Genomic DNA, 23,358 nt, shown 5'->3' with positions numbered 1-23,358 from the left:
AACGTCGACTCGGGCGCCCGTCCGCCGGGCACCCGCGCGATCAAGGCCGTCTCAGCCCTGGGTATAGACGCCGCCCGCCTTCTTCAGCATGGCGTTGTACTCCTTGAAGATGCCGACCACTTTGGCGCGCGTTTCGCTCTCCGCTGCGATCTCGTCCCAGAACTTCAGCGCCGCGTCTTCGACTTGCGCCCACTCCGCGGCCGGGATGGTGGTCAGCTTCAGCTTGTCGCCATTGGCTCGCAGGCTTGCCTCACCGCCCCAATACCATTGGTTGCGGTAGGTATGGCCGGCATCGACGCAGGCGAGCCAGAGCTTCTGCAGGTGCTCGGGGATATCGGCCCAGCTTTTCTCGTTGACGAACCAGGAGCCGATCCAGGCGCCGGAAATGTTGTTGGTCGTGAAGTGGTCGGTCACATCGGCCCAGCCAACGGTGTAGTCCTCGGTAATGCCCGACCACGACATGCCGTCGAGCTCGCCGGTCTGGACGGCGACCTGCACGTCCTCGTAGGGCAGCACGACGGGGATCACGCCAAACTGCGCGAGGAACTTGCCCGCCGTCGGGAAGGTGTAGAGGCGCAGGCCCTGTAGGTCCGCGAGGCTGGTGATCGGCTTTTTGGTGTTGAAGTGGCAGGGGTCCTGCCCGGCCGCGGAAAGCCACACCACGCCGCCGGCCTTGGCATAGGCGTCGCGCCAGATCTCGGCGAGGCCATGTTGGTTGAACAGCGCCGGAACGTCGAGGATGTGCTTGGTTGCGAACGGGAAATAACCACCGAACACCGAGATGTCGACCGGCGCCGCCATCGAGTCGTCGTCGGAATGCACCGCATTGATCGTGCCGGCCTGCATCGCCCGGAACAGTTCGCCGGTCGGCACGAGCTGGTCTGCGTAGTAGAGCTCGATTTCCATCTCGCCCTTCGCCGCCGCGTTGAAGGCGTCGACCGCCGGCTTGGTCACGTGCGGTCCGAGTGCCGCGCCGGCATAGGTCTGAAGCCGCCATTTGATGGGCGTCGACTGGGCCATGACATAGGGCGTCGCAAGCGTCGAGGCGCCGGCGGCGCCCGCGGTCACGAGACCGGCCTTCTTGAGGAAATTGCGTCTGCTCTGCACTTTGTCCATTGTCTTTCCCTCTGGTTGAACTTTTTGGACCTACTTCGAATAGTAGTAGTTGGGCAGCCACGTCGCGATCTCGGGGAAAACTCCGATGATCAGCAGCGTCAGCAGCATGATCCCGACGAACGGAACTATGGAACGATAGATGTCGGGAAGCGTCACTTCCGGTGGCGCCATGGCGCGCATCAGGAAGAGATTGTAGCCGAAGGGCGGCGTTAGATAAGCGATCTGGCAGGTGATCGTGTAGAGCACGCCGTACCACACCAGATCGAAACCGAGCGCGGCGGCGAGCGGAATGAACAGCGGTGCGACGATGACCAGCATGGCCGTGTCGTCAAGAAAAACTCCAAGGGCGAGGAAGGTGAGTTGCATCAGCACCAGCACCTGCCAGGGCTCGAGGCCGAGATCGCCGAGGAACAGGCGCTCGACCGATTTCACCGCGCCGAGCCCGTCGAAGACCGCGCCGAAACAAAGTGCGGCGGTGATGATCCAGAAGAACATGCAGCTGATAGCAAGCGTCTTGCGCGTCGTTTGATGCAGTATCGCCCATGTCAGCCGCCCACGCATCAGCGCGGCGAGGATCGACGTGACCGCGCCCACGGCCGAGCTCTCGACCAGGCTCGTTACGCCGGTGAGGAACAGCCCGGTCATCGACAGGAAGATGGCCAGCGGAACAAGCCCCGCCCGCAACAGGATGAATTTTTCCGTCAAGCTGTAGCGGACACGCTCTTCCTTCGACAGCGGCGGCCCAAGCTCCGGCTGCAGCCAGCAGCGGATCACGATGTAGAGAATGAACAGCGCGGCCATGAGCAGGCCCGGAAATACGCCGGCCATCCACAGATTGCCGACCGGCTGACGCGCGATCATGCCGTAGAGCACGAGCACGACGCTCGGCGGGACGAGGATACCAAGCGTCGAGCCCGCCTGGATCACGCCGGTGACCATGGTCTTGTCATAGCCGCGCCGCAAGAGCTCGGGAAGGGCTATGGTTGCGCCCACCGCCATCCCGGCGACGCTCAGCCCGTTGATCGCCGAGATGATCACCATCATGAAGATGGTGCCGACGGCGAGGCCGCCGCGAAGCGGGCCCATCCAGACGTGGAACATCTTGTAGAGGTCGTCGGCGATATGCGACTCGGCCAGCATATAGCCCATGAAAACGAAAAGCGGCAGCGTGAGCAGCGGATACCACTTCATCACCTTCATGATGGAGGTGAACGACATCTCGACACCGCCGTCGCCCCACAGCAGCAGCGCAGCCAGGGCGCCGACGAACCCGATCACCGCGAAGACGCGCTGCCCGGTGAGGAGCAGCAGCATCATGCCGGAAAACATCAGTAGGGCGATGACCTCGTAACTCAACTCATCGGCTCCCCGCGATAACGCGCCCAGTCCTTGAACCAGATGGCGATCGCCTGGAGCAGCGTCAGGAACAGTCCGATATTGATGACGACCTTGATCGGCGCCATGTAAGGCGCCCAGGCGGAAAACCCTTTCTCGCTGTATTGGAACGCGTAGATCATCGAAGCTATGCCGCCGATCTGCAGCGCAACGAGAAAGAAGATGAGCGCGAGGCCGGTGACCAGGTCGGTCCCGGCCCTGCGCCGCATCGTCCATCCCGCATAGAGCAGGTCCATGCGCACGTGGTCGTCCTCGCGAAGAGAAAACGCGCCGCCGAGCATGAAATAGGCGACCATGACGAACTGGGCCAATTCTATCGTCCAGATCGACGGCACGAAGAAGACCTTCATTAGCGACGCATAGGTGAGGATGCCGATCATCGCGAAGACGAGGTACATGGCGAACAGGCCCATATACCAGCTGGCTCTGTCGACGACGCGCACGTAGGTTTTTACAAATTCAGGCATCGGCGGCCCGGCACGCGGTTTTCCGCCGTCTTCAAGCGGTTGCATTCGAGACCTCGCTGTGCAACACCGAACTGGCCAGGATCGTCGACAGCCGCGCCGCCCATTTCCGCTGCCCGGCTTCGTCGGATACTTCGTCGTTGCGGATTTCAATCATCGCGCAGGGTAGCTCCCGCGAGCGCGCATGGCGTTCCAGCGTGAAATAGACGCGGTCGGCCGGCGAATAGGGCTCGTTGATGCCGACATTGACGCCGGCGAGCCGCTGCAGCGCGGCAATCAGCAGCGACGCCAACCGGCGATCCTCGTCATGGATGATGCCGACGTGCCAGGGCCGGCTCTTGCCTTTGTAGACCGGGGTGAAGGAATGGACGGATACCAGCCGAGTCTCCAGTCCGCGCGCCAGCCTGTTGTCGATGATGCGTTCGACCGCGTCATGGAAGGGCTGCCACGACAAGGCGATGCGCGCGGCGCGCTGCTTTTCCGTCAGCCCGGCATTGCCCGGAACGGCAGTGGTTTCGCTGATCGCCGATATCAGGTCGGGCGCGTCGAGCGGGCGGTTGCAGTCGATGACAAGGCGCGAAATGCGGGTCTCTACCAGCGTCGCGTCAAGCGCCTCGGCAATGTGGCGGGCGACCGGCAGCGCGCCGGGATCCCAGGCGATGTGGCGGGAAAGCTCTTCGGCGGCAAGGCCGAGCGTTCCGAATTCCGGCGGCAGGAAGTTGGAGGCGTGGTCGCAGGTCAGCACGAATGGGCTTGATCCGCCCGGGTTCGTCACCCTCACGGCTTCAGGCGATGCAGGGCTGGCGCGCCGTGCTGTCTCCATTGTTTGCAGTCCCCGGCGAGCGCTGTATCGTATGTTACGTATTTTGCATCATTGCGTCCCTGTGGATGATTTCATACAGTTTGACCGGCTTTGTCAAACGCGAATTCGGATCAAACGCGATTTCGGGTCAAATGCGATTTCGGCAAACAGCCAGGGTGGGAGAAGATGATATCCAGCATTGCCGAACTGATCTCGGACCGCATCGGCACGATGCCGGCAGGCGAGCGGCGCGCCGCACAGACGCTGATCGCCAACTACCCGCTGATCGGCCTGAAGACGGTCGCCGAATTCTCAACTGCCTCCGGCGTAAGCTCGCCGACCATCCTGCGCTTCGTCGCCAGGCTCGGGTTCCAGCACTATCCGGAATTCCAGTCGGCGCTGCAGGACGAACTGGCGGCGCAGTTGCAGTCGCCGGCGTCACGGACACTAAATCCGCCGTCGCCGAACGGCGGCGCGGTTTCGCCCCTGCTGGAGGCGACGCTCGACAATTTGCGCGAGACGTTCAAGCACCTGTCCGACAAGCAGCTTGCCGACATCGCCGCAAGGCTTGCCGACCGGCGCGGCAAGACATTCCTGATCGGCGGCCGCTTCACCGATCCGCTTGCCTGCTACATGGCCGCCCACCTCGCCATCGTCCAGCCCAACGTCTTCCATCTCACCGGGCAGGAGAGCGTCTGGCGCGACCGGCTGATCGACATGGGCAAGCGCGACGTGCTGGTGATCTTCGACATCAGGCGCTACCAGGACAGCCTGGTTCGCTTTGCCGAAACGGCGCACCAGCGCGGCGTGCAGATCGTGCTGTTCACCGACCAGTGGCTGTCGCCGATCGCCCGCTTTGCCCGCCATGTCATCGCCGGGCGCACCGCCGTGCCCTCGGCCTGGGACTCCTCGGCGGCGCTTTTCGTCGTTGCCGAAACCCTGATCGGCGCCGTCACCCGGCAGCTCGAGGCTGACAGCGCCAAACGCATCCGCGAGTTGGAAAGCTTGCGGTAGGCTCGACGCGGCTTGAACTGGGACCTGCGGCTGGGTCGTTCGGCACGCTTGCGTGGCCAAACGGCTGGAACCATTCTGCCCGGCTGGCAATTTGGAAGGCAGACACACTGCCTGAACTCGCGATCAATCGATTGCTTTCTGACGGCAGTTATGCTATTGATTTAGATACGGTGCTGATTTGCGCCGATGACCCGCCGCTAGGCGGGTTTTTCGTTTCAGCAGTGGACAAAGCGGCATGATTCTGCTATCAGCCGCCGCAATTCGTGGTGTAGCCCACTGCGGAGGCTGGTGGCTATGGCCGCTTGCCTGTTGATATCAAACCCGAAAGACAGGATTGCCCGTGCAGGTACTCGTCCGCGACAACAATGTTGACCAGGCGCTTCGCGCGCTCAAGAAAAAGATGCAGCGCGAAGGCATCTTCCGCGAAATGAAGATGCGTGGGCATTACGAGAAGCCTTCCGAGAAGCGCGCGCGTGAGAAGGCGGAAGCCGTTCGCCGCGCCCGCAAGCTGGCCCGCAAGCGCGCCCAGCGCGAAGGCCTGTTGCCGATGACGCCGCGCCCAGTGGCGGCCGGTGCTGCTGGTGCTCCGCGTCCGCCGCGGTTCTGACGCCAATTTTTCGTCCTTTTCGAAGGATATCCAGGGTGGCGCGATGCGTAATCGCCGCCACCTTTTTGTTTTGAATTCGACCTGGTTCGGGGGGCCGGTTCGAGAGGGAACCTGACGGCGCGGCGGCAGTGAGGACAGAGCAGACATGAACGCAACAAGCCTGGAGCGCAAAACCGCAATGCACGGCTTCGCCCTGACGGCAGCCCTGCTTTCTGGCTTGGCGCTTGCCGGCTGCCAGACAGCCCCGACCGCCGGATTCAACAACATCGACAAGGCACAAGGATCGGTCGAGAACATTTCCTCGCTATCGGCCGTGATCCAGCGCAGTCCCCAGGATCCGGAAGGCTACAACGTGCGCGGCTCGGCCTATGGCCGTGGCGGCCAGTACCAGGCGGCGCTCAAGGACTTCGACACCGCCATCCAGCTCAATCCGAATTTCTACCAGGCCTATTCGAACCGCGCTCTCATCCATCGCTTCCTCGGCGACCAGGCGGCCGCGCTTGCCGACTACAACCACTCGATCCAGATCAATTCCAACTATGACGCCGCCTATATCGGCCGTGGCAATCTCTACCGCAGGGCCGGCCGCACCCAGGAAGCATTCAACGATTTCCAGAAGGCGATCCAGCTCGACACGACAGATGCCCGCGCCTACCACAATCGCGGCCTGATCTATCAGAGCCAGGGCCAGCACGCCTTCGCCATCGAGGATTTCTCGACCGCCATCTCACTGGCGCCGGACGCCGCCGAGCCTTACAATGGCCGCGGCCTTTCCTACCTGGCCACGAACGACGAGGACAATGCCTTCGCCGACATCAACATGGCGATCAAGCTCGACGGCAAGAACGCCGAGGCCTGGTCCAATCAGGCGCTGATCTACGAGCGGCGCGGCGACAAGGCCAAGGCGGCGAAATCCTACCGCGAGGCCGTGCGCCTCAACCCCACCTACCAGCCGGCCAAGGACGGCCTGGCGCGCACCGGCGCCGGCTGACCGACGGCGGCGTCCGGCCTGATATGGCAGGCCTGCCGCGTGGCATGCCTTCGAAACGCTCGAAGACTGCTTATTTGAGCGCATCGCATGTAATGGAATTCATGCGGTGTGCTTCAAGTTTGTCGGGGGATGCTTTTGGACGACACGCGTTAACGCTCGCCTTGATCGCGCCAAGTTATCGGCGGAACGCTCGCGACGCTTAGCCGTTGTTCAAGGCAATTCGCGAAAGGACCCTCCCATGATCAAGAAACTCGCCTGCGCCGGCGGCCTCGCCGCCACAGTTCTCGCCTCCCCTGCCAGCGCGGGCAGGCTTCAGCTCGGCGTGCTCGACTGCACCATCGACGGCGGCACCGGCTATATCGTCACATCCAACAAAGGGGTGACCTGCACCTTTCGCCCCCACCATGGCGGTCCCCCCGAAGCCTATACCGGGGTCATTTCCAAGCTTGGCGTCGACGTCGGCAAGACGCATCAGGGCGAGTTGATATGGGCGGTTCTGGCGGCCACCGGCAACCGTGCTTCCAGCGATCTTGCCGGCAGCTATTATGGCGTCAACGCCGAGGCCAGCTTGGTGACCGGCGGCGGCGCCAACCTTCTAGTCGGCGGACTGAACAGCGCCTTCTCGCTACAGCCTCTCAACGTACAGGCGCAGACCGGCGTCAACCTGGCGGTCGCCGTCACTTCGCTGGAGCTGATCCACTCGTACAAATAAGCGGCATAGCGTGGCTCTGAGCGCGGCGCGGAACAGGATCGTTCCGCGCCGCGCAATTTTTCACAAACCGCCATGCCAAGGACGATCATCGCTGCCGTCACGATCGCCGCCGGCGCCAATCTTCGATCGCCTCACACTTGATGGGCATCCTTAGCCCACCGCAAAAAAACCGCTTGAGCTCAACTGCGGTTGAGGTTTTACAAGCCGTTCCCGAAGCGCCGCGTTTCTATTTGGACGCGAAGAGCGTTCCATCATTTTGAATCGGCGTATAAGAAAGTTCGGGAGGCGGGATGACCGAGACCAGCACAAACAGGGTCGACTGGCGGGCGCTATGGGCGAGCGGCGATCTGGCGCGCTTCTGCTTCATCAGCCTTGGCATCCTGCTGCACGCCACCAACGAGACGATGGTGGCGACGGTGATGCCGGCCATGGTCGGCGAACTCGCCGGCGTGCAGCTGGTCGGCTGGTCGCTGGCGATCTACGAACTCGGCGCCATCGTCGCCGGCGCCGCCGCCGGCCGGCTGGTGAGCTATGTCGCGCTGCGCACCAACATGGTGGTCGCCGCCCTGCTCTACGCGGCCGGCGCGCTGGTCTGCGCCATCGCGCCGTCCATGCCGCTGTTCCTGGCGGGACGCCTGATCGAGGGGCTTGGCGGCGGCGCGCTGGTGTCGCTGGCCTTCGTCTCGGTCGAGCGGCTGTTTCCGCGCATTATCTGGCCGCAGCTTTTCGGTGTCATGTCGGCGATCTGGGGCGTTGCCGCCTTCAGCGGGCCGGTGCTCGGTGCGTTGATGACCGAGCTGCTCTCCTGGCGCTGGGCTTTCGGCATCTTCACGCTCGGCGGCATGACCATGGCGCTGGCGAGCTTCATCGTGCTTAACACACCCGAGGCGACCAGGCCGCGCGCGATCGTTGGGGTGGCGCCGCCCTTCCCCTTTGCCGCGCTCGGCTGCCTTGCCGTCAGCGTCGTGCTGATCGCCACTGCCGGTATCGACATTGCCCTGCTGCGCTCGTCCCTGCTGCTCACCCTCGGCCTGGCGGGCCTCACTCTGTTCATCCGCATCGACGCGCTGAAGCCGCGCTCGCGGCTGTTCCCGTCGCGGCTGTTCTCATGGCGTTCGCCGGTCGGCGCAGGCATGACCATGATCGCAGCCTTTTCGGTGGCGACCTGCTCCTTCGCCGTCTACGGGCCGCTGCTGCTGACCAGCCTGCACGGCATTCCGATCCTGACCACCGGCTATATCATCGCCGCCGAATCGATCGCCTGGTCGGTCCTGTCGATCCTCGTCGCCAATGCCCCGCCGGAGCGCGAGAGGCTGATCATCACCGGCGGCGCGCTGATGATCGCGACGGGCATTTCCGGCTTCGCCTATGCGGTGCCGGCGGGTTCGATTCCGCTGATCCTGTTTTGCGCCTTGCTGCAAGGCGGCGGCTTCGGCATTGCCTGGCCCTTCGTCACGCGCGTGATCGTGGCATCGGCCAGGGACGATGAGCAGACGATCGCCTCCGCCGCCGTGCCGACGATGCAGCGCATCGGCTATGCGGTGGGTGCAGCACTGACCGGCATCGTCGCCAACGCCAGCGGTTTTTCCGAAGGCCTGAACCGAGAGGCCGCGGCAAATGTCGCCAGCTGGCTGTTCCTCGCCTTCGTGCCGCTCGGGATTCTGGGGTGCCTTGCCGCTCTGAGTATCTCGGGGCCGGCAGCCCGGCCACAGGAAGCGACCGGATAGGCGCTCGGATATCTTGGGATTCAGATCAGAGCTTAGATTGGCCCATGCCTGTAGAGATGAACCGGCTTATGAGGCGCGCGTTTGATGACGCCTTTTGCCTCGAGGTCGAGCTGGACGGCTTTCAACCACCATCCAGCCGTCTTGCCTCGCGGAAAGAGGTCGTCGTCAAGCAGGGGCAGAAGCGCCTCTTTCGCGTCTGCGACTTTCAGTCCAGGCGCTTCGCTCGGCAAGACGGTCAGAAGCGCAGTGCGTATCGCCATGTATTTCGCGCGATCAACCCGTTCGGTCCGCCCGGGGATGTTGACGTTCTCGATTTCGATCTTGTCGTCAGGCATCGATCTTCCCCGCCACTTCGACCTTCGGATTCCGGAATCCCATGGCGGCCCACGCTCCCAGAAGCTTTGCGTAGAAGGACACCGTATGGCTTTTCAGATTGGGGATGTCGTTTGGCAGGTTGGAGGCGTCGGGCAGGTCACCGGTCATCGTTCGCATTTCGGCTTTCGGCCGCGCCTCTTCCGGCCAGAGGTGCAGATAGATACTCAGCCAATGCGCGCCCTTCAGCTCCAGGAAAACCGGCGTGTTGCAGCAGGTCGCGACGACACGGCGCGAGCCCGCATCGGCTGACAGCCGGAACTCACTCAGATGCTCCGCGCCGGACAGGATCCGGACTCGATCCTTGCGATATTCGGCGCTAGGCGTTGCGTCGTAGGATGTAAGCATGTTCCTTGCGCCGGCGAGCGTCGCAAGACGATCCGCGGCAGCCCTGCAGCTGTTGCACAGGCATTCGGACACGAGGATCGGTGCTCCCCTCAACTCCAAGCGCGTCCGCCCGCAGGCGCAACTGATCTCAGTGGTTCCGCTCATTTTGCGTCATCCTCCGCGACGTGAAACAGGTGCCGAATGTACCGGTCGAGATGGTCGAGGCTTTCCCGCGCAAGCGCGGGATCGTTCCCTGCCTTGGCCAGGATGAACGCGCCCTGGATGACGGCTTGCGTGTGCCGTGCGAGACTTTCGGCCGTCCAGTCGCCCGCGATACCATGATCCCGCCGCGCAGCCTCGATGTCGGCTTCCAGTGTGGCCGTATGGCCGAAGATGCTGCGGCCACAGGCATCGCGAATGTCAGGGGAGCTTGCGTAGACCTCCTGCGCCATGGTTCCGACGAGACAGGTAAACGCGGCGAGGTCGCCCGCGATGATCGCCTTGCGGAAAGCGACATAGGCGAGAATGCGCTCCAGGGCATCGGCCGGATCGTGATACGACGCGGCTGCAAAGAAACCAGACGTCGTCTCTGCCCAGAACTCGGCCGCTGCGACCCCCAGAGCGTCCTTACTGCCAAAATTATGGAAAAACGCCCCTTTCGTGACGGCAGCCGTTTTGCAGAGGTCATCGACGGTGGTGGCGGCGAAGCCCTTCGCGCGGATGATATCCCGCGCCGCCTCGAGGAGCCTGATACGCGCGCCGCCGCGTTCGGGGGACTGTTTGGTTGGTCTGGGCATGCCTATACATACCATACAGTCGGTATATGTCAAGGACCTAGCTTGACACGCTGCGTTTCGGAATAGCTACATCGGTTCTACGCTCAGCTTGAAATCAGACCGCGGCGCAGCCTTTCGCCGCATCGAGGCGAGAGTCCGGAAGGCGCGAAGCGGTCGTAACGCCTGACGAAATTGGTGGTCCTCAAACCTAGACGACGATCGTCTTCAGCCGTTCCGCGATCACTGCAGCGAGCCGCGCCGCCACCTCGTCCTTGCTCATCTCCGGCCATTCGTCGACACCGGCCTTCGAGACGATCCGCACCTTGTTGCGGTCGCCGCCCATCACGCCCGGAGACTCTGCGCCTTCGTGGGACACGTCGTTGGCGACGATGAAGTCGGCGCCCTTCTTTTTGAGTTTGGCCTCGGCGTTCCTGACGAGGTCCTGCGTCTCGGCAGCGAACCCGACAACCAGGCTGGGGCGCTGCCTGTGATGACCGACACCAGCGAGAATGTCGGGGTTTTCGATCATCCGCAGCACCGGCGGTCCCTCGCCCGCCACTTTCTTGATCTTCTCCCCGGCCGAGGTCTCGCTGCGCCAGTCGGCCACCGCCGCGACGAACACCGCCGCGTCAGCCGGCAGCAGCTGCTCGACCGCGTCCTTCATCTCGTTCGCGGTTTCGACATGCAACGTGGTGACCTCGGCCGGATCGGCAATGCCGACCGGACCGGAGACGAGGCGCACATCGGCCCCCAGCCTTGCCAGCGCCGCCGCGATGGCATGGCCCTGCTTCCCGGACGAACGATTGGCGATGTAGCGCACCGGGTCGATCGGCTCATGCGTCGGCCCTGAGGTGACGATGATCTTCCTCCCCGACAACGGCTTTGGGCTGATATCGAGCAGCGCCTTGATCGCGGCGACGATCTCCAGCGGCTCGGTCATGCGGCCCTCGCCCGCCTCGTTGCTCTCGGCCATCTCGCCCTTTGCCGGGCCGATGAATGCGATGCCATCCTCCTGCAACGTCGCGCGGTTGCGCCGGGTCGCCGGATGCGACCACATTCTCGGGTTCATGGCGGGCGCCATCAAAACCTGTTTGTCGGTGGCGATGAGCACGGTCGAGGCCAAGTCGTTGGCATGGCCGTTGGCAAGCTTCGCCATCAGATCGGCGGTGGCCGGCGCCACGACGACAAGATCGGCCTCGCGCGACAGGCGGATGTGGCCGACATCGTGCTCGTCTTGCCGATCGAACAATTCCGTGAAGACGTGATCGGCGGACAGCGCCCCGACCGACAGCGTGGTGACGAATTCCTGCGCGGCTGATGTCATCACCACCCGCACCAAGGCGCCCCGCTCGCGCAGCCGACGGATCAGATCGAGCGACTTGTAGGCGGCGATGCCACCGCCGATGATCAGCAGGATGCGCTTGCCGGAGAGGATGCCTCGTGGCATCTGGTTGGATATCGCGGCAATTGGCGTCGTCGGACCGTACGAGCCTGTCAGTTCGCGGAGAGTTTTCTCGATCTGGTCAATGCGCCCGATCGGACCAAGTCGTCCTTCGACCGCGGCCCGGATCATGACCCGCGCCTGCTCTTCCATCGACCGGTCATTCTCTGCCGCCAGCCGGCGCAGCAGGTCCTTCACCTCATCATCGAGATTGCGAATGGTGATGCTGGCCATATGACTGCACTTTGCTCGGCGCTGCTGACTGCAATGATAGCAATGCAATCACTTCGAGACAAGCCGCTAGAAAATCCGCCAGGCAATGTAGACCAGCGTCAGCGCAATCACCCACAGCGCCAGCCGGCCGGATCTGCTATAGCGCGCCTCGGCCTTGCCGATGGCGCGCGCCGTCCTTTCGTCGAAGCGCAGCCCGTGTTCGGCCATCAAATCGATCTCGCGCGACAGCCGCTCGGTTCGGGCGGCAAGGTCCGGCGCCTGGCGAGCCAGCGCCAGCAGCGCGTTGGCGCCGTCGCGTGCATCGACCAGCAGAGCACGCGGTCCGAGATTGCCTGATATCCAGCCGCCGACCACCGGTTCGGACGTCTTCCACATGTTGAAGGCCGGATCGAGCGTGCGGGCGACGCCTTCGACCACCACCATGGTCTTCTGCAGCAGCACCAACTCGGATCGCGTCGCCATGTCGAAGAGGTCGGTCACCTCGAACAGAAGCGTCAGCAGCTTGGCCATCGAGATCGTATCGGCCGGCTGCCCGTGGATCGGCTCGCCGATCGCGCGGATCGCCTGGGCGAAGGCCGCGACATTGTGCTGGCGCGGCACGTAACCGGCCTCGAAATGCACTTCGGCGACGCGCAGATAGTCGCGGGTGATGAAGCCGTAGAGGATTTCGGCGAGGAACCGGCGCTCCTTCTTGCCGAGCCGCCCGGCAATGCCGAGATCGACGGCGACGATGGTGCCGTCGGCCTCGACGAACAGGTTTCCCGGATGCATGTCGGCATGGAAGAAACCGTCGCGCAGCGTTTGGCGCAGGAACGACTGGATGAGGTTGGCGGCGATCGCCTTCAGATCGTGGCCGGCGGCAGCGAGGCCGGCAATGTCGTTCATCTTGATGCCGTCCACCCATTCCATGGTCAGCACGTCGCGGCCGGTGCGCTCCCAGTCGACCGTCGGCACGCGAAAACCGGGATCGTCCTTGGTGTTCTCACCGAGCTCCGAAAGCGCTGCCGCTTCGAGCCTCAGATCCATTTCGATCTTGGTGGTCTGCGCCAGCGTCTCGGTCACTTCGACCGGCCGCAGCCGGCGCGACGACGGGATGTATTTTTCCTGGAGGCGGGCGGCGAGAAAATAACTTTCGAGATCGCGAAAGAAGCGGCGCCGCACGCCAGGCCGGATGACCTTCACCGCCACCCGCGAACCGACGCCGTTCTGCAGGGTTTCAGCGGTATGGACCTGAGCGATCGAGGCGGCGGCGACGGCTTCGCCGAAACTGGCGTAGAGCTCGCCGACCTTGCGCCCAAGCGAAGCCTCTATCGCCGCGATGGCCTCGGCCTGGGGAAATGTCTGCATCTTGTCCTGCAGCATGGCGAGATCGAGCGCGATGTCGTTGCCGACGACATCGGGCCGTGTCGCCAGGAACTGGCCGAGCTTGACGTAGGATGGGCCGAGCCGGACGACCGCCTTGGCCAGCCGGTCGCCACGCTCATAAGCCAGCGCGCGGCGGCGGGTGAACAGCCGCGCCATTCGCCAGCCGAATTTCGGCAGGCCGAAGAGCTCGTCGCCCGGCAAGGCTGCCACGACGCCTTCGCGGACCAGCACCCAGCCGGCCCGTACGAGCCTGAAACCAGCGGCGAGGCTGCTCATGACTGCACTTGCCCCGCCGATCTCCTAGACCGGCGAAGGGCACATCGAGTATGAAAAATACGGGCTAGCCTCAAAGCTTCCAGCCCGAATGCAGCGCGGCAATGCCGCCGGAATAATTGCGGAACGACGCGCGGTCGAAGCCCGCGCGGGTGATCATAGAAGCAAAATTCACCTGATTGGGAAATTTGCGGATCGATTCGACCAGGTAGGAGTAGGGCTCGCCGTCACCGGTGACCACCTTGCCGATTCTGGGGATGGCGTTGAACGACCACGCCTCATAGACCTTGTCGAGCAGCGGCATGTCGACCTCGGAAAATTCGAGGCAGAGAAAGCGCCCGCCGGGCTTCAGCACGCGATAGGCTTCCGCAAGCGCCACGTCGACGCGCGGCACGTTGCGAATGCCGAAGGCGATCGTGTAGGCGTCGAACGTGGCCTCACTGAAAGGCAGTTCCTCGGCATTGGCCTCGACGAAATCGATGTTTGCCGACAGGCCTTTTTTCTCGGCCCGCTCGCGGCCGACGGCGAGCATCGAGCCGTTGATGTCGAGAACCGTGGCATGGGCGTTCCTGCCGCTCGCCTCGACGATGCGGAAGGCGATGTCGCCGGTGCCTCCGGCAACGTCGAGCACGCTCCAGTCCGGCCGCTTCGGTGGATGGAGCCATGCGACCATCGCGTCCTTCCACAGCCGGTGCAGGCCGGCCGACATCAGGTCGTTCATCAGGTCGTAGCGGTTCGCCACCTTGTGGAAAACGTCATTGACCAGGGACTGCTTCTCGCCTGCCCCTACACGCTTGAAACCATAGGAGGTCTCCATGCCGCCAACGGCCGTGGTTCTCTCAACCGACATTATTTTTGATCCGTCATAAAACCGGCGGGACCATAGCCGATCGATGGTGCGGACGCTATTGTTTAAGGCGCGGTGTTCGGCCGCGCTCCCCGGTCGTGGAATCACGCTTGTGGGTCCACGGCCCGGGCTGACCTGACGGGATGACTGCATGCCTTTGAAAGCGGAACTGCACTGCCATATCGAAGGAGCAGCGGCGCCCGAACTCGTCATCCGCCAGGCGCAGAAATACGGCAAGGACACCTCGCCCTACATTCAGGACGGCTCTTTCGTCTGGCACGATTTCACCTCCTTCCTCGCCGCCTATGACTTCTCCTCCGACCTGTTCCGCACGGAAGAGGACTATGCGCGGCTGGCCGACCATTACCTGACCAGCCTCGCCCGCGACGGCGCCATCTATTCCGAGATCTTCACCTCGCCGGACCACGCCGGGAAGGCCGGCCTATCGCCCAAGGCCTATACGGACGCGCTTGGCGAAGGCATCGCGCGTGCCAAGGCCAAGACCGGTATCGAGGGCCGCATGATCGTTACCGGGGTGCGTAACGCCGGCGTCGAATCGATCGAGCAGGCGGCGCGCTTCGCGGCCCGCTGCCGGCATCCGCTGGTCACCGGTTTCGGCGTCGCCGGCGACGAGCGGATCGGCGATCTGGAGGACTATGTCAGGGCCTTCGAAATCGCGCGCGAGGCCGGTCTCGGCATCACCGTCCATGCCGGCGAACTGATGGGCTGGGAGAGCGTCGCGGCCGCACTCGACCACATCCGCCCCTCCCGCATCGGCCATGGCGTGCGGGCCATCGAAAACCCCGACCTTATCAGGCGCATCGCCGACGAAGGCATCGTGCTCGAATGCAGCCCCGGCTCCAACATCGCGCTGAGGGTCTTCGACAGTTTCGCCGACCACCCTTTTCCGGCACTGCGGGCGGCGGGCTGCAAAGTGACGCTCAACTCCGACGATCCGCCTTACTTCTGGACGTCGCTGAAGCGCGAATACGACATCGCCGCCGAGCATTTCTCGATGAACGACAAGGCGCTCGCCGCCGTCACCAGAACGGCAATAGAGGCCGCCTTCGTCGACAAGAAGACCAGGACAGCGCTTCTCACCCGCCTCGACGGCGGCGTGCGCTGACGCTCTCCTCCAGCAAAAGCTGTGATCGGTGATCGCAAGCAGTTCCTTGGCCGGCGCATTGCCGCTAGGGTTCGCGCAAGCAGCCGGATTTTCAGGAGAACACCATGAAGGGCGTCACAGTCGTCGACCACCCGCTTGTCCAGCACAAGCTGACCATCATGCGCAAGAAGGAAACCTCGACGGCCGGCTTCCGGCGGCTGCTGCGCGAGATCTCGCTGCTGCTCGGCTATGAGGTCACCCGCAACCTCGAACTGACAACGACGACGATCGAAACGCCGATCGAGACGATGGAAGCGCCGACGCTGGAGGGCAAGAAGCTGGTCTTCGCCTCGGTGCTGCGCGCCGGCAACGGCTTGCTCGAGGGCCTGCTCGATCTGGTGCCGGCGGCGCGCGTCGCCCATATCGGGCTTTACCGCGATCATGAGACGCTGGAAGCGGTCGAATATTTCTTCAAGGCACCGAGCGATCTCGCCGACCGGCTGGTGATCGTCGTCGACCCGATGCTGGCGACCGCCAATTCGGCGATCGCGGCGATCGACAAGCTGAAAGGGCGCGGCGCCACCAACATCCGCTTCCTCTGCCTGCTGGCGGCGCCAGAGGGCATCGAGCGGTTCACCAAGGCGCATCCCGATGTCCCGGTCTTCACCGCTTCCATCGACCGCCAGCTCAACGAGAAGGGCTACATCATGCCCGGCCTCGGCGACGCCGGCGACCGCATGTACGGGACCAAATGACCGTTAACCGATCGTTTACGCAAATGCACGGTTTCGGCGCCGGTTAAAGCGGCAAACACCATGTCGCGATAAGCATGGGCCTTCACGAAGGCCAGTCCATGCTGCGCAAGCTTCTCATCCTTGGCGTGCTCGCCGGAACGTCGGCGTCGTTCCCGATCCTCTATCAGTCGAATCCGCAGATGCTGGATGGCCTGCTGAAATCGGCGGTCGCAACCAGGCCGGCGGCCGAAGCGCAAACCGACCTGAATCTGGCCGCGGTTCCCGACAGACCGGCGACGCCGCAGCCGCTCGGACGCAAGGTCGTGGTCACGGCAGACGCGCGCGGGCATTTCACGTCGGCGTTCAAGCTTAACGGCCGTCAGGTCGACGGCATGATCGATACCGGCGCGACGCTCGTCGCCATCAACAGTTCGACGGCACGCAGGATTGGCATTTCGCTGAACGCGTCGGACTTCCGCCACGAGGTCAGCACCGCCAACGGCGCGATCGGGGCTGCCTTGGTGACGATCGACCGCCTGCAGATCGGCAAGATCACGGTCGACGGTGTCCAGGCGGTGGTGCTCGACGACAAGGCGCTGCGTACCAATCTGATCGGCCTGAGTTTTCTCCAGCGGCTCGAAAAATACCAGGTCGAAAACGGCGCGCTGCTGCTTGTCCAGTAGACCATCGTCCCAAAAAGTGGGAACCGGTTTTGCTTCGCTGACCTTCGGTTCGGAAGAGATCATGGTCCAACAGGATCCCGTTCCGATTCCGTCGGGTTGGTTCGGCTTACCTGCGCGGCAGGATCCGCCGGATGACGGTTTTTTCCGCCGGCGGCTTCGAGGCGCCGATCGCATAGGCGGAAAGCACGGCGGCCGCGGCCGCTTCGGCATCCCCGGCATTGCGGGCATGGACCAGCGCCAGCGCCTCGCCGGCCTGCACCTCCGCGCCGACCGGCAACAGCCTGGTGATGCCGACCGCATGGTCGATCCTGTCGTCCGGCCGCATGCGCCCGCCGCCAAGCCCGACCACCGCAAGCCCGATGTCGCGGGTCGCGATGCCGGTGACGAAGCCGTTTTCGGTCGCCTTCACCGCAAACTCCGTCGCCGCCTTCGGCAGGTGTTTTTCCGGCCTCTCGACGAAATCGGCCGGACCGCCTAGTGCCGCCACCATGCGCGCGAAGGCGGCGGCGGCACCGCCGCCGGCCAGGGTCTCGGCGGCGCGCCGCATGCCGTCCTGGTTGGACGAGACCAACCCGGCCAACTGCAGCATGTCCGCGGCCAGCGCCAGCGTCACGTCCTCCAGCCGCCGGTCGCGGAAGCGGCCGGTGAGGAAATCGACGGCATTGCGCACCTCGACCGCATTGCCGGCCGCCGACGCCAATGGCTCGTTCATGCCGGTGACCAGCGCCGAGGCCTTCAGGCCGGCACCAGTGGCGATTTCGACCAGGCTGTTCGCCAGAGCCGCTGCATCGCGCGACTTCTCCATGAAGGCGCCGTTGCCGACCTTCACGTCGAGCACCAGCGACTGCAGGCCGGCCGCCAGCTTCTTCGACAGGATCGAGGCGGTGATCAGCGGCACCGATTCGACGGTTCCCGTCACGTCGCGGATCGCGTAGAGCCTGCGGTCGGCGGGCGCGAGATCGGCAGTCTGGCCAATGATGGCGCAGCCCGTTTCGAGCACCACCTTCCGGAACCGCGCAACGTCCGGCTGGCTGATGTAGCCGGGGATGGCGTCCATCTTGTCCAGCGTGCCGCCGGTATGGCCGAGGCCGCGACCGGAAATCATCGGCACATAGGCGCCGCAGGCGGCGACGATCGGGGCCACCATCAGCGAGACATTGTCGCCGACGCCGCCTGTCGAATGCTTGTCGGTGACCGGGCCTGGCAGGTCCGACCAGTCGAGCACGTCGCCGGAATCGCGCATGGCAAGCGTCAGCGCCACCGCCTCGTCGCGGCTCATGCCGTTGAAGAACACCGCCATGGCGAAGGCCCCGACCTGCCCGTCCGAGACGGTGCCGGCTGTCACGCCTTCGATGAAGCTGACGATCTCCTGCGCCGACAGCTTGTGGCCGTCGCGCTTGCTGCGGATGATTTCCTGGGGAAGCATCAGGCCGGGACCTTACTCTCCGGCAACCCGTCCTGGAACACACGCTGGAGAATGGTCGCCAGCCGCGCGCCGCCGACCGGCGCCATGTCCTTGGTCTCCTGGTGCGAAAGCTCCGCCCCGGTCATCCCGGCAGCGAGGTTGGTGATGACCGAACAGGCGGCGACGCGCAGGCCAAGGAAACGGGCGAGGATGACCTCCGGCACGGTCGACATGCCGACGGCGTTGGCACCCATGATGCGCGCCATGCGGATCTCGGCAGGCGTCTCGAAGCACGGCCCGGAGAACCACATATAGACGCCCTTGTGCAGCGCGGTAGCCGTCGCCTTGGCGGCCTTTTCGATCGCCGAGCGAAGGCCGGCATCATAGGCTTCGGTCAGGCCGACGAAGCGGCGATCGCTCGGCTCGCCGATCAGCGGGTTGGAGCCCGAGAAATTGATGTGGTCTGATATCAGCATCACCGAGCCCGGCCCCATCTCCGGATCGACCGAGCCGGCGGCATTGGTGAGGATCAGTTTCGAGATGCCGATGCCGGCGAGCACCTCCAGCGCCGGCCGCATCGCGGCCGCGTTGCCGTGCTCGTAGTAGTGGGCGCGGCCCGACAGCATCAGCACCGGCGTGCCGGCAAAACGTCCCGCCACCACCTCGCCGGCATGGCCGGTGACGCCGCTTCTGGGAAAGCCCGGCAATTCGGCATAAGAAATGCGGACGGGATCCTCGACCTGGTCGACAAGCCCCCCAAGCCCCGAACCCAGCACAAGTGCGGTGGCGGGCGCCAGCCCGTCCAGCCTTTCGACGAGACGATCAAGCGCTTCCTTCATTTCAAAATGTCGCCCTGGAAGCCGTAGGGCAGCATCTCGCCCATGGTCACGGTCTCGACCACGCCGCCATTGTCGCACAGATAGACTTTGGTTTCCGGCCGGCAGAATTCGGCGAGCCGCTGCCGGCAGCCGCCGCAGGGCGAGCATTTCGCCATGCGCTCGGCGATCACGGCGATCTCCGTGATCCTGCCGCCGCCGCCCATGATATAGTGGCCGAGCGCGGTGGTCTCGGCGCACCAGCCTTCCGGATAGGACGCGACCTCGATGTTGGCACCGGCAAAGACGCGGCCGTCCTCGGTGCGCAGTGCCGCCCCGACCGGGAATTTCGAATAGGGCGCATAGGCCTTGGCCATGGCGGCCTTGGCCGCTTCGAACAGATCATGAGCCATTTGGTTTTTCTCTCGCATGATCTTGTCCCAAAACCGGCTTCCACTTTTCGCTGACGCGGACCCGCGGTTCGGGGCCATGCTCAGCGTTCCTTGACATAGGGCACGCCGCCGGCGCGCGGCGGGATCGCCTTGCCGATGAAGCCGGCGAGCAGGATGACGGTGAGGACATAGGGCAGCGCCTGCATGAATTGCACCGGCACCTTGCCGATCAGCGGCAGCGGCGTGCCTTGCAGGCGGATCGACAGCGCGTCGAGGAAGCCGAACAACAGGCAGGCGAACATGGCGTTGACCGGCTTCCACTTGGCGAAGATCAGCGCGGCCAGTGCGATGTAGCCCTTGCCGGCGGTCATGTCCTTCACGAAGCCGCCATTCTGCACCATCGACAGATAGGCGCCGGCGATGCCGGTGAGCACGCCGGTGCAGATCAGCGCCCGATAGCGCAGCCAGGCGACCGAGATGCCGGCGGTGTCGACCGCGGCCGGGTTCTCGCCGACCGCGCGCAGGCGCAAGCCGAAACGTGTGCGGAACAGCACCCACCAGGTGAACGGCACCGCGAGGAACGCGACATAGACCAGCACGGAATGGCCGGAGATCAGTTCCGAATATATCGGTCCGAGGATCGGCACGCCCCTGACCGCGTCCGCGCCGCGCCAGATGATCGCCCCGAACCGCTCGCCCGAGGCCAAGGCTGGCGTGCGACCACCTTGCTGGAACCAGGCCTGGCCGAGCATGATCGTCGATCCGGCGGCGATGAAATTGATCGCCACGCCGGAGACGATCTGGTTGCCGCGATGGGTGATCGAGGCAAAGCCGTGGATCAGCGCGAAGGCGACCGAGATGAGGATGGCCATGCCGAGGCCGAGATAGGCGGAATGGAAGACGGAGGCTGCGGCGGCACCAGCGAAGGCGCCGACCAGCATCTTGCCTTCGAGCCCGATGTCGAAGACGCCGGCCCGCTCCGAATAGAGGCCGGCGAGGCAGGCGAGCAGCAAGGGCACCGACAGGCGGATGGTCGAGTCCAGTACCTGGACGATGGCGATGAAGACATCCATCTCAGGCACCCTTCCCTTTGACCGCTTCCATGCCGACCGTTCTCGGGCTGATGGAGGCGAACATCGCCTGGATATAAGGCCGGAACATGTGCTCGAGCGCGCCGGCGAACAGGATGACCAGGCCCTGGATGATGACGATCATGTCGCGGCTGATGGCCGGCATCTCGAAGGCGAGCTCGGCGCCGCCCTGATAGAGCATGCCGAACAGGATCGCCGCCAGCACGATGCCGATCGGGTGCAGCCGGCCCATCAGCGCCACGGCGATGCCGACGAAACCGGCGCCCGAGACAAAATCGAGCGCGACATTGTGCTGGTCGCCCATCGTCGGATTGAGCGCCATCATGCCGGCCAGAGCGCCCGAGATCATCATGGCGACGATGATGATGCGGGTTTCCGAAATGCCGGCATAGCGTGCCGCTTTCGGGCTGTGACCGTAGGTGCGCATCTCGTAGCCGAGCCTGGTGCGCCAGATCAGCACCCACACCAGAAAGGCCATGGCCAGCGCCAGCAGGAAGGTGATGTTGAACGGCGCCGAGCGGATCTTGGCGCCGAACAGCTCGATGATCCAGTTGAGCTTCGGCAGTTGCGCGCCGTCGAGGAAGGTGCGCGTCTGCGGCGCCATCGAATTGGCGGGCTTCAGCACGCCGACCAGCAGGTAGACCACGACAGAGAACGCGATGAAATTGAACATCATCGTCGTGATGACGATATGCGAACCGCGCTTGGCCTGCAGATAGGCCGGGATCAGCGCCCATAGCGCGCCGACCGCCGCAGCCCCAATGATCGCCAGCGGAAAGAGCAGCCACCACGGCAGCACGCTGTCGAAGGCGAGGCAGACTATGGCCACGCCAAGCCCGGCGACATAGGCCTGGCCCTCGGCGCCGATGTTGAACAGGCTGCAATGCGCGGCAACCGCCACAGACAGCCCGGTGAAGATGAAGGTGGTGGCGTAGAAAAGCGTGAACGCAATGCCTTGCCCACGGCCGAAGGCGCCCTCGACCAGGACGGCGGCCGCGCGGAACGGATTTTCTCCAACCAAAAGCACGACAAAGCCAGCGACGACGAAGGCAACGAACAGATTGATCACCGGGATCAGCCCGTAATCGGCCCAGGCCGGCAGCTTGGCGTAAGGCGTGCTCATTGCGCCGCCTCCTGGTGCTCGACACCGGCCATCAGCAGGCCGAGTTCGCCTTCGGTCGCCTCCGGGCCGCGCTCGCCGACGATGCGGCCGGCAAACATCACCAGGATGCGGTCGGAAAGCGAGCGGATCTCGTCCAGCTCGACCGACACCACCAGCACCGCCTTGCCCTGGTCGCGCATGGCGATGAGGCGCTTGTGGATGAATTCGATGGCGCCGACATCGACGCCGCGCGTCGGCTGGCCGACGATCAGCACACCCGGATCCTGCTCCATTTCGCGCGCCAGCACGATCTTCTGCTGGTTGCCGCCGGAGAAATTGGCGGTCTTGAGCCGGCAGTCCGCCGGGCGGATGTCGTATTTGGTGATCTTGTCCCTGGCGTCGTCGCGGATGGCGTCGATGTTGAGGAACGGCCCCCTGAGATAGCGAGGATCGTCATGATAGCCGAGGATCGAATTCTCGTTCTCCTCGAAGGCCAGCACCAGGCCGACGTGATGACGGTCTTCCGGCACATGGGCGAGACCGCGGTCGCGCAGTTCGCCGGGATCTGCGGCACCGGTGAGGTCGATCGGCTTGCCGTCGAGCATGACGGAACCCGAGACGGCGCGCCTGATGCCGGAAATCGCCTCGAGCATTTCGGATTGTCCGTTGCCTGCGACGCCGGCGATGCCGACGATCTCGCCGGCGCGCACATCGAAGGAGATGTCATCGACCATGGTGACGCCGCGGGAATCCTTCACCGTCAGGTTCTTGACCGCGAGCTTGACGCCGCCGGCCTCTGCCTCGCCCTTCTCCACCCTGAGCAGCACGCGGCGCCCGACCATCAGCTCGGCCAGTTCCTCGACCGTGGTCTTCCTGGTCTCCCTGGTCGCCACCATCGTACCCTGGCGCATGACCGAGACCGTGTCGGTGATCGCCATGATCTCGCGCAGCTTATGGGTGATCAGCACCACCGTCTTGCCCTGTTCCTTCAACTGCTTGAGGATGCGGAACAGATGGTCGGCCTCGGCAGGCGTCAGCACGCCCGTCGGCTCGTCGAGGATCAGGATCTCGGCGCCGCGATACAGCGCCTTGAGGATTTCGACACGCTGCTGCAGGCCGACCGGCAACTCCTCGATGATCGCATCGGGATCGACCTCCAGCCCGTATTCGCGCTCGAGCCGTTCCAGTTCGGATCGCGCCTTGGCGATGCTCTTCTTCAGCAGCGCATCGCTTTCGGCGCCGAGAATGACGTTTTCCAGCACCGTGAAATTGTCGACCAGCATGAAATGCTGATGCACCATGCCGATGCCGAGCGCGATGGCGTCGTTGGGCGTCTTGATCGACGCAGGCTGGCCGCCGACGCGGATCTCGCCGCTGTCGGCCTGATAGAAACCGTAGAGGATCGACATCAGCGTCGACTTGCCGGCGCCGTTCTCGCCGACAATGCCGTGGATGGTGCCGCGCACGATCTCCAGATTGATGTCGCGGTTGGCGCGAACGGCGCCAAAACTCTTGTTGATGCCGATCAGCTCGATTGCGGCTTGCGCCATGCAGCCTGTCCCACTCTT

24 protein-coding genes are annotated in these 23,358 nt (G+C 64.1%); 8 read left to right on the top strand and 16 right to left on the bottom strand.

The annotated features are described in order from the left end of the window. Nucleotides 1-51 precede the first annotated feature (51 nt). The 4 genes from IQ26_RS23300 to IQ26_RS23285 are packed head-to-tail and all read right to left on the bottom strand — an operon-like array spanning nucleotide 52 to nucleotide 3,798. The gene (locus IQ26_RS23300) at nucleotides 52-1,116 is read right to left on the bottom strand and encodes a TRAP transporter substrate-binding protein (protein ID WP_208760200.1); all 1,065 of its coding nucleotides are present in this window, start codon (nucleotides 1,114-1,116) and stop codon (nucleotides 52-54) included. 30 nt (nucleotides 1,117-1,146) lie between these two features. Continuing rightward, nucleotides 1,147-2,472 carry a TRAP transporter large permease gene (locus IQ26_RS23295; RefSeq protein WP_145720674.1) on the bottom strand — a complete coding sequence of 442 codons (1,326 nt, stop codon included), beginning with the start codon at nucleotides 2,470-2,472 and terminating at the stop codon, nucleotides 1,147-1,149. Beyond that, nucleotides 2,469-3,023, bottom strand: a complete 555-nt coding sequence (locus IQ26_RS23290) for a TRAP transporter small permease subunit (protein WP_240547196.1) — start codon at nucleotides 3,021-3,023, stop codon at nucleotides 2,469-2,471. The genes IQ26_RS23295 and IQ26_RS23290 overlap by 4 nt, the downstream gene beginning before the upstream one ends. Next, on the bottom strand, nucleotides 3,010-3,798 hold the full coding sequence (locus tag IQ26_RS23285) for an N-formylglutamate amidohydrolase (protein WP_145720673.1): 789 nt from the start codon (nucleotides 3,796-3,798) through the stop codon (nucleotides 3,010-3,012). The genes IQ26_RS23290 and IQ26_RS23285 overlap by 14 nt, the downstream gene beginning before the upstream one ends. 165 nt (nucleotides 3,799-3,963) lie before the next feature. On the opposite strand from IQ26_RS23285, the gene IQ26_RS23280 reads away from it, so the two are divergent. From IQ26_RS23280 to IQ26_RS23260, 5 genes are all read left to right on the top strand, one after another. Next, the gene (locus IQ26_RS23280; RefSeq protein WP_145720672.1) at nucleotides 3,964-4,791 is read left to right on the top strand and encodes a MurR/RpiR family transcriptional regulator; all 828 of its coding nucleotides are present in this window, start codon (nucleotides 3,964-3,966) and stop codon (nucleotides 4,789-4,791) included. Between the two features lie 340 nt (nucleotides 4,792-5,131). After that, on the top strand, nucleotides 5,132-5,398 hold the full coding sequence (gene rpsU, locus IQ26_RS23275) for a 30S ribosomal protein S21 (protein ID WP_023797519.1): 267 nt from the start codon (nucleotides 5,132-5,134) through the stop codon (nucleotides 5,396-5,398). A gap of 145 nt (nucleotides 5,399-5,543) precedes the next feature. Then, nucleotides 5,544-6,389 carry a tetratricopeptide repeat protein gene (locus IQ26_RS23270; RefSeq protein WP_145720671.1) on the top strand — a complete coding sequence of 282 codons (846 nt, stop codon included), beginning with the start codon at nucleotides 5,544-5,546 and terminating at the stop codon, nucleotides 6,387-6,389. A 238-nt stretch (nucleotides 6,390-6,627) separates the two neighbouring features. Continuing rightward, nucleotides 6,628-7,101 (top strand): DUF992 domain-containing protein, encoded by a 474-nt coding sequence (locus IQ26_RS23265; protein WP_145720670.1) that lies wholly within the window; start codon nucleotides 6,628-6,630, stop codon nucleotides 7,099-7,101. A gap of 290 nt (nucleotides 7,102-7,391) precedes the next feature. Then, nucleotides 7,392-8,828, top strand: a complete 1,437-nt coding sequence (locus tag IQ26_RS23260; protein ID WP_145720669.1) for an MFS transporter — start codon at nucleotides 7,392-7,394, stop codon at nucleotides 8,826-8,828. A 32-nt stretch (nucleotides 8,829-8,860) separates the two neighbouring features. Here the strand turns inward: IQ26_RS23260 and IQ26_RS23255 are convergent, their stop codons facing one another. The 6 genes from IQ26_RS23255 to ubiE form a co-directional block, all read right to left on the bottom strand. Further along, nucleotides 8,861-9,163 carry a DUF6958 family protein gene (locus tag IQ26_RS23255; protein ID WP_145720668.1) on the bottom strand — a complete coding sequence of 101 codons (303 nt, stop codon included), beginning with the start codon at nucleotides 9,161-9,163 and terminating at the stop codon, nucleotides 8,861-8,863. Further along, nucleotides 9,156-9,692: a GFA family protein gene (locus IQ26_RS23250; RefSeq protein ID WP_145720667.1), complete on the bottom strand. Its 537-nt coding sequence runs from the start codon at nucleotides 9,690-9,692 to the stop codon at nucleotides 9,156-9,158. The genes IQ26_RS23255 and IQ26_RS23250 overlap by 8 nt, the downstream gene beginning before the upstream one ends. Then, on the bottom strand, nucleotides 9,689-10,324 hold the full coding sequence (locus IQ26_RS23245) for a TetR/AcrR family transcriptional regulator (RefSeq protein WP_145720706.1): 636 nt from the start codon (nucleotides 10,322-10,324) through the stop codon (nucleotides 9,689-9,691). The genes IQ26_RS23250 and IQ26_RS23245 overlap by 4 nt, the downstream gene beginning before the upstream one ends. Nucleotides 10,325-10,511: 187 nt before the next feature. Next, a complete protein-coding gene (gene coaBC, locus IQ26_RS23240; RefSeq protein ID WP_208760199.1) occupies nucleotides 10,512-11,978 on the bottom strand; it encodes a bifunctional phosphopantothenoylcysteine decarboxylase/phosphopantothenate--cysteine ligase CoaBC in 1,467 nt (488 codons plus the stop codon). Nucleotides 11,979-12,044: 66 nt separating this feature from the next. After that, nucleotides 12,045-13,619 carry a 2-polyprenylphenol 6-hydroxylase gene (gene ubiB, locus IQ26_RS23235; protein WP_145720666.1) on the bottom strand — a complete coding sequence of 525 codons (1,575 nt, stop codon included), beginning with the start codon at nucleotides 13,617-13,619 and terminating at the stop codon, nucleotides 12,045-12,047. 70 nt (nucleotides 13,620-13,689) lie between these two features. Beyond that, entirely contained in the window at nucleotides 13,690-14,466 is a 777-nt protein-coding gene (ubiE, locus tag IQ26_RS23230) for a bifunctional demethylmenaquinone methyltransferase/2-methoxy-6-polyprenyl-1,4-benzoquinol methylase UbiE (RefSeq protein ID WP_145720665.1), read from the bottom strand. A gap of 148 nt (nucleotides 14,467-14,614) precedes the next feature. Between ubiE and IQ26_RS23225 the strand changes: the two genes are divergently transcribed. The 3 genes from IQ26_RS23225 to IQ26_RS23215 all read left to right on the top strand — a co-directional run bounded on the left by IQ26_RS23225 (nucleotide 14,615) and on the right by IQ26_RS23215 (nucleotide 16,985). Beyond that, on the top strand, nucleotides 14,615-15,589 hold the full coding sequence (locus tag IQ26_RS23225) for an adenosine deaminase (protein ID WP_145720664.1): 975 nt from the start codon (nucleotides 14,615-14,617) through the stop codon (nucleotides 15,587-15,589). A gap of 104 nt (nucleotides 15,590-15,693) precedes the next feature. Beyond that, nucleotides 15,694-16,323, top strand: a complete 630-nt coding sequence (upp, locus tag IQ26_RS23220; protein WP_010911460.1) for a uracil phosphoribosyltransferase — start codon at nucleotides 15,694-15,696, stop codon at nucleotides 16,321-16,323. 98 nt (nucleotides 16,324-16,421) lie between these two features. Then, entirely contained in the window at nucleotides 16,422-16,985 is a 564-nt protein-coding gene (locus tag IQ26_RS23215; RefSeq protein WP_145720704.1) for a TIGR02281 family clan AA aspartic protease, read from the top strand. Between the two features lie 106 nt (nucleotides 16,986-17,091). Here IQ26_RS23215 and deoA read toward each other — a convergent pair whose 3' ends face one another. The 6 genes from deoA to IQ26_RS23185 all read right to left on the bottom strand — a co-directional run bounded on the left by deoA (nucleotide 17,092) and on the right by IQ26_RS23185 (nucleotide 23,340). Then, nucleotides 17,092-18,411 (bottom strand): thymidine phosphorylase, encoded by a 1,320-nt coding sequence (deoA, locus tag IQ26_RS23210; protein WP_145720663.1) that lies wholly within the window; start codon nucleotides 18,409-18,411, stop codon nucleotides 17,092-17,094. Beyond that, nucleotides 18,411-19,229 (bottom strand): purine-nucleoside phosphorylase, encoded by an 819-nt coding sequence (locus IQ26_RS23205; RefSeq protein ID WP_145720662.1) that lies wholly within the window; start codon nucleotides 19,227-19,229, stop codon nucleotides 18,411-18,413. Before IQ26_RS23205 ends, deoA begins: the two co-directional genes overlap by 1 nt. Beyond that, nucleotides 19,226-19,618: a cytidine deaminase gene (cdd, locus tag IQ26_RS23200; RefSeq protein ID WP_145720661.1), complete on the bottom strand. Its 393-nt coding sequence runs from the start codon at nucleotides 19,616-19,618 to the stop codon at nucleotides 19,226-19,228. The genes IQ26_RS23205 and cdd overlap by 4 nt, the downstream gene beginning before the upstream one ends. A gap of 80 nt (nucleotides 19,619-19,698) precedes the next feature. Then, nucleotides 19,699-20,670, bottom strand: a complete 972-nt coding sequence (locus tag IQ26_RS23195; RefSeq protein WP_145720660.1) for an ABC transporter permease — start codon at nucleotides 20,668-20,670, stop codon at nucleotides 19,699-19,701. 1 nt (nucleotide 20,671) lies between these two features. Continuing rightward, on the bottom strand, nucleotides 20,672-21,811 hold the full coding sequence (locus IQ26_RS23190) for an ABC transporter permease (protein ID WP_145720659.1): 1,140 nt from the start codon (nucleotides 21,809-21,811) through the stop codon (nucleotides 20,672-20,674). After that, nucleotides 21,808-23,340, bottom strand: a complete 1,533-nt coding sequence (locus IQ26_RS23185; RefSeq protein WP_145720658.1) for an ABC transporter ATP-binding protein — start codon at nucleotides 23,338-23,340, stop codon at nucleotides 21,808-21,810. The genes IQ26_RS23190 and IQ26_RS23185 overlap by 4 nt, the downstream gene beginning before the upstream one ends. Nucleotides 23,341-23,358: the final 18 nt, after the last annotated feature.

It is taken from the genome of Mesorhizobium tianshanense (assembly GCF_007830515.1).
Lineage (GTDB): Bacteria > Pseudomonadota > Alphaproteobacteria > Rhizobiales > Rhizobiaceae > Mesorhizobium > Mesorhizobium tianshanense.
The sequence above is the reverse complement of the archived record's forward strand: the minus strand, read 5'-3'. Positions and strand labels throughout refer to the sequence as shown.

Bases quoted from the DNA above. Each gene is read 5' to 3' on its own strand.
- IQ26_RS23300 (WP_208760200.1), bottom strand. From the start codon at position 1,116: ATGGACAAAGTGCAGAGCAGACGCAATTTCCTCAAGAAGGCCGGTCTC.
- IQ26_RS23290 (WP_240547196.1), bottom strand. From the start codon at position 3,023: ATGCAACCGCTTGAAGACGGCGGAAAACCGCGTGCCGGGCCGCCGATG.
- IQ26_RS23285 (WP_145720673.1), bottom strand. From the start codon at position 3,798: ATGGAGACAGCACGGCGCGCCAGCCCTGCATCGCCTGAAGCCGTGAGG.
- IQ26_RS23280 (WP_145720672.1), top strand. From the start codon at position 3,964: ATGATATCCAGCATTGCCGAACTGATCTCGGACCGCATCGGCACGATG.
- IQ26_RS23270 (WP_145720671.1), top strand. From the start codon at position 5,544: ATGAACGCAACAAGCCTGGAGCGCAAAACCGCAATGCACGGCTTCGCC.
- IQ26_RS23265 (WP_145720670.1), top strand. From the start codon at position 6,628: ATGATCAAGAAACTCGCCTGCGCCGGCGGCCTCGCCGCCACAGTTCTC.
- IQ26_RS23260 (WP_145720669.1), top strand. From the start codon at position 7,392: ATGACCGAGACCAGCACAAACAGGGTCGACTGGCGGGCGCTATGGGCG.
- IQ26_RS23255 (WP_145720668.1), bottom strand. From the start codon at position 9,163: ATGCCTGACGACAAGATCGAAATCGAGAACGTCAACATCCCCGGGCGG.
- IQ26_RS23250 (WP_145720667.1), bottom strand. From the start codon at position 9,692: ATGAGCGGAACCACTGAGATCAGTTGCGCCTGCGGGCGGACGCGCTTG.
- IQ26_RS23245 (WP_145720706.1), bottom strand. From the start codon at position 10,324: ATGCCCAGACCAACCAAACAGTCCCCCGAACGCGGCGGCGCGCGTATC.
- coaBC (WP_208760199.1), bottom strand. From the start codon at position 11,978: ATGGCCAGCATCACCATTCGCAATCTCGATGATGAGGTGAAGGACCTG.
- ubiB (WP_145720666.1), bottom strand. From the start codon at position 13,619: ATGAGCAGCCTCGCCGCTGGTTTCAGGCTCGTACGGGCCGGCTGGGTG.
- ubiE (WP_145720665.1), bottom strand. From the start codon at position 14,466: ATGTCGGTTGAGAGAACCACGGCCGTTGGCGGCATGGAGACCTCCTAT.
- IQ26_RS23225 (WP_145720664.1), top strand. From the start codon at position 14,615: ATGCCTTTGAAAGCGGAACTGCACTGCCATATCGAAGGAGCAGCGGCG.
- upp (WP_010911460.1), top strand. From the start codon at position 15,694: ATGAAGGGCGTCACAGTCGTCGACCACCCGCTTGTCCAGCACAAGCTG.
- IQ26_RS23215 (WP_145720704.1), top strand. From the start codon at position 16,422: ATGCTGCGCAAGCTTCTCATCCTTGGCGTGCTCGCCGGAACGTCGGCG.
- deoA (WP_145720663.1), bottom strand. From the start codon at position 18,411: ATGCTTCCCCAGGAAATCATCCGCAGCAAGCGCGACGGCCACAAGCTG.
- IQ26_RS23205 (WP_145720662.1), bottom strand. From the start codon at position 19,229: ATGAAGGAAGCGCTTGATCGTCTCGTCGAAAGGCTGGACGGGCTGGCG.
- cdd (WP_145720661.1), bottom strand. From the start codon at position 19,618: ATGGCTCATGATCTGTTCGAAGCGGCCAAGGCCGCCATGGCCAAGGCC.
- IQ26_RS23195 (WP_145720660.1), bottom strand. From the start codon at position 20,670: ATGGATGTCTTCATCGCCATCGTCCAGGTACTGGACTCGACCATCCGC.
- IQ26_RS23190 (WP_145720659.1), bottom strand. From the start codon at position 21,811: ATGAGCACGCCTTACGCCAAGCTGCCGGCCTGGGCCGATTACGGGCTG.
- IQ26_RS23185 (WP_145720658.1), bottom strand. From the start codon at position 23,340: ATGGCGCAAGCCGCAATCGAGCTGATCGGCATCAACAAGAGTTTTGGC.